This window comes from Prosthecobacter sp., from assembly GCF_044378005.1.
GTDB lineage: Bacteria > Verrucomicrobiota > Verrucomicrobiia > Verrucomicrobiales > Verrucomicrobiaceae > Prosthecobacter.
In genome coordinates this window covers 1-3,991 of sequence record NZ_JBILYB010000271.1, presented here as the reverse complement: position 1 = coordinate 3,991, position 3,991 = coordinate 1, and the positions used below count along the sequence as shown (strand labels likewise).

At 60.4% G+C, this 3,991-nt stretch carries 3 protein-coding genes; 1 reads left to right on the top strand and 2 read right to left on the bottom strand.

Annotated features, from left to right (window positions below):
* Positions 1–120: 120 nt before the first annotated feature.
* The gene (locus tag AC6FTP_RS25905) at positions 121–1,662 is read right to left on the bottom strand and encodes a hypothetical protein (RefSeq protein ID WP_497209790.1); all 1,542 of its coding nucleotides are present in this window, start codon (positions 1,660–1,662) and stop codon (positions 121–123) included.
* A 153-nt stretch (positions 1,663–1,815) separates the two neighbouring features.
* Here AC6FTP_RS25905 and AC6FTP_RS25900 point away from each other — a divergent pair, with 153 nt between their 5' ends.
* Entirely contained in the window at positions 1,816–2,481 is a 666-nt protein-coding gene (locus tag AC6FTP_RS25900) for a hypothetical protein (RefSeq protein WP_395716195.1), read from the top strand.
* 201 nt (positions 2,482–2,682) lie between these two features.
* Here AC6FTP_RS25900 and AC6FTP_RS25895 read toward each other — a convergent pair.
* A partial coding sequence (locus AC6FTP_RS25895; RefSeq protein WP_497209789.1) for a DUF7133 domain-containing protein occupies positions 2,683–3,991 on the bottom strand: 1,309 nt, incomplete at its 5' end.

Genomic DNA, 3,991 nt, shown 5'->3' with positions numbered 1-3,991 from the left:
AGCCCACCGCCGCCGAGAAAGCCCGCCTCAAGGACGCGAGCACCGAGGACATCGTCTTCGCCCTGCTCAACGGGCAGCAGTTCTTGTTTGTGCAGTGAGGTTGATCGGGCTCCCGAAGACTCACTCCACCCAAAACGAGAACAGCCGCCCGTTCTGCACGCTGAACTCCAATCTCACCGGCTGGTCTTTTCTCGCGGAGAGCTTGGTGAGTTCGGGAAGGGCGATGTCGATGGCATCGCGTTCCTTGATCGTGATCTTTTGCAGCGAGACGCCAGACTCATCGAGCAGGCTCACCGTGAGGATGCCGAACTTCGCCGCCGCATTCACATGCAGGGTGCCGCCATCGTGAATGAAGGGCTTTGTGCGCAGGATACCGGGGCGGTAGTTGCCCTCCATCGCGACAAAGCGGTCGCGCTGAATCGTGGCGAGGCCGAGCGAGCCGCGAAACGGCGACACACCGGCGAGCAGCTTCGGATTGTCCTCAGGAATCCAGCGCGTGCTGTGCAGGCCATTGCGCCCGGTGTAGTAAAACCACAGCTCATCACCGACGACGAGCGGATCGGCCGTCGGTGGCGAGATGACGCTGCGATCCCACTCGCCAAAGCCGCCCTGCGCGAGAAAGGGCGAGCGGTCGCTGAGACGCTGCCAGGTTTTGTTATCGCGGCTCACGGCGAGCTGGATGGGCAGCGTGACGCTGTCAGGATTGTTAAGAAACATGTGCACGAGGCCGATGTGCAGCCCGGCATAGGGAATGCTGCGCATGTCGTAAATCTCCGTGGTGGGCGTGTCCTGCGCATCGCTCGCCAAAACGAGATCACCCTTCTCTGGCGTCCAGTGGATGAAGTCCGCGCTTTCGCAGCGGATCACGGCGCGGCCCGCGTTGTATTGCAGATTCGGCTCGGCGGCCTGCGCGGCCTTTTTTGCATCGGTGACGACGCCAAAGGCACGCCCGAGCATGATCCAGCGCTGACGCTTCTCATCCCAGGTCACATGGATCGGCGCATCGAGCGTGGCGTAGCTCGCGGGTTCGTTGTGCGGCGTCCAGTGAATGCCATCGGGGCTGAAGGCCACGCCCAGCGCGGTGAGTTTGCCCGGTTTCGATGTGGGAGTGCGCTGAAATTTCCGGTCGATCCACAGGTAAGCCATCTTGTAGCGCTTCTGCGGATCGGTCTCGCGCTTGTCTTTGATGACGCCGCTCGCGTAGCAGAAATACGTCCATCCGCGCTCACGCGACCGCAGGTAGGCCAGCTTCTCCGGTGGCGCTTCCTTTTGATCAAACTCAAAGCCGCTGAGGATCACGCGATTCGTCGGCTCCGCGTCGAACTCGGGAAACAAATGCAGCTTGGGCCGCTCCCAGGTGATGCCATCCTTGCTCGTGAAGTAAAACACGCCCGGCCCGCCGCCGTCGATCCACGCTTTGAAGAGGCGTTCCTCCTCATCAAAGATCACCGATGGCAAAAAGTAGCCCTCCGGCTCCCAGGCGGCCCGCGGCACGATCATCGGATTCGCTTCATGCTTCCGCGCCTGCTGCACGCGTCGCGTGAGATGCTCCGTGTGCTCGATGAGATGGTCGTCGAGGAAAAGCTGATGCGTCTTGCCAATGCGGACGGGCTCGGCGGCAGTGGCCGAGAGAACGATGAAGAGAATGAAAAGCGAACGCATGCACCGCATACGTCCGCAGGAGGGCATTACTTCTTCCCGAGGTTGTTTGGTTCTGCCGCATGCTCACCGGCAACTACGAACGACATCACCAGACGCTGGCGAGGTGTCCAGTTCATGACTTGCAGGGACATTGGTGAATGACATGTTTGCGTCATGTTGCTTCGTTCTTCTATTTCCGGCTTCCTGATGCTCCTTGTCTGGGCTTCATTGACCTGCTTTGGGCAGGAAAACTTGCTGGATGAAGCCAGATGGAAGAGTGAGGGCCTGACCCGTGCCACAAACAGCTTTGTCAGCGTGACTCGTGCGCCGCATCCAGAAGGCGAAAAAGTGTCCGCGCTTCATTGCGAGCGGGAAGCTCGCTGGTGGGGCGATTTGGTGGTCGTAAAGCATGACGGGGATGCCGTGTTCGGTTTTGTTTCCCTGCCTGCCGACTATCTGGAGGATGCGGGACATTACGTGCGCGATTTCTACTGGCGAGAAATCCGCGAGGTAGGCTGGGTGCTGCATGTGTTTACAAGTACCCATCGCCGCAACGGCTCACTCTGGCTTCTCGAACTCAAAGACGGGCAAATGCGCTCCTTGATGCACACACGTGCAGTGGCGCAGAATGATGAGCGTTGGTTTGACCATGGACAGTTGCAGATCGAACACATGGACGGTGATGCATCCAAGCCAGTCATGCTGAGACTGCACGGAACTGAACATCGAGTGGATGAAATCGGAAGAACATCTTCAGCCAAAGTGGATCAACGATGGCTCTGGGATGCTGCCAAACGCCAGTTCGTGCCGATGACAGGTTCCCAAGTGCCGTCGAAGTGACGAAACATTACCCAATTCTGAGCCGAAGGCTCCTTGGACTGCGGCAGCCTGCTGGCCGTCGAGTGGCCCAACGACCTTTCGCAAACTTCCACCGCTCTCGCGTAGGCGTGAGCCGCAGTGCTTTCTTGATCACCAAAAGCCTTCGGCGGCAGCAGGGCTGCCTCAGGAAAGCGGCAGCAGGCTGCCGCAGTCCATGTCATATCACTTCTTCTTCCCAAGGTTCTTCAGCTCAGTCTCGGTCCACATCATCATGCGGCCTTTTTCTTGTTCGCGAATGCTGGTGACGGTTTTGGTTTCGACGGCGCTGGCGGTGTGTTCCCACTCGCGGCGGATGTAGGTGAGCACGCCGGCGATGTCTTCATCGGTGAGTTGGGGCAAAGGCGGCATGGCGAGGTTGTAGGTGCGGCCGCTGACTTTCACGGGGCCGGCGAGGCCGTGCATGACGATGCGGGCGAGCACGTCGGTTTTGCCGAGAACCCATTCGCTATCGACGAGCGGCGGCGCGAGACCGTCGAGACCGAAGCCGTGCGGCTGATGGCAGGCGGCGCAGAGCGTGGCGTAGATGGTTTTGCCTTTCTCAAAGAGGGCGGTCTGCTCAGCGGTGAGCGGTTTGATGACGGGCGGTGTGGGGGCGCCGGGTTTGCCGGGCCAGACGAGGCGTTTTTCGAGGTCAGCGGGCAGTTTGAGCTTCGGTGGGGATTTTTCGAGCCACACGAGCTTCACGGTCTTCGATTTGCTGTCGGTCTTGGCGAGGCCTTTGAGGATGGTGTCGCGGTTTTCGGGCGAGTTGGCGGCCAGATCGAGCATTTCGGCGATGGGACCAGCTTTTCCGGCGAGAGCGATCAATTCGGCCAAAGCACCGATGACGGCCTTGGAGCCATCCGAAGGCGTTTGGGCGAGTGTTTTGGCAAAGGCGGCTTCTTTGCCGCGCAGGCCGGTGAGGGCGGCTTCGCGGATGAGGGCGTTTTTGCCGTGTGTGGCGAGCAGCGGGGCCAATGCGGCCTCGTTGATCGTTTTGATGGCGAGGTTGGCGAGCACGAGCGGATGTTTTTCAGCAGCGAGCTCGAAAACGTAATCGCGAGGTGCCACACGCACCGCAGCGGCACGGACGTGCTCGCTTGGGTCGGTGAGAGCGGTCTTCACGATGTCTGGCGTGATGGCGGCGAGGCCGTCGAGCGTCCAAAGCGCATGCTCGCGGGCGATGGGGCTTTCGTTTTGCAGCAACTCCTTCAACGCGGGCACCGCAGAGGCATCGGCGGACTCGACGATGAGTCGCTGAGCGGTGTCGCGGACCCAGCCGTTGGCATGCGTGAGGAGTTTCGCGTCTTTCGTGACCTTCACGGGCTTGGCGTTGCTGCCTTCCGGCACGATGCGCCAGATGCGGCCCATGTTGAAGGGCTGCTCGAGTTTTCGCGCCTGGATGTTCGCGATGAGGTAATGCGTGAGGAAGCTCTGGTGCTGGATGATGCCGCGATACATGTCCACGAGGTAAAGCGCACCGTCGGGGCCG

Coding starts and splice junctions, on each gene's coding strand:
- AC6FTP_RS25905 (WP_497209790.1), bottom strand. CDS start 1,662: ATGCGTTCGCTTTTCATTCTCTTCATCGTTCTCTCGGCCACTGCCGCC.
- AC6FTP_RS25900 (WP_395716195.1), top strand. CDS start 1,816: ATGTTGCTTCGTTCTTCTATTTCCGGCTTCCTGATGCTCCTTGTCTGG.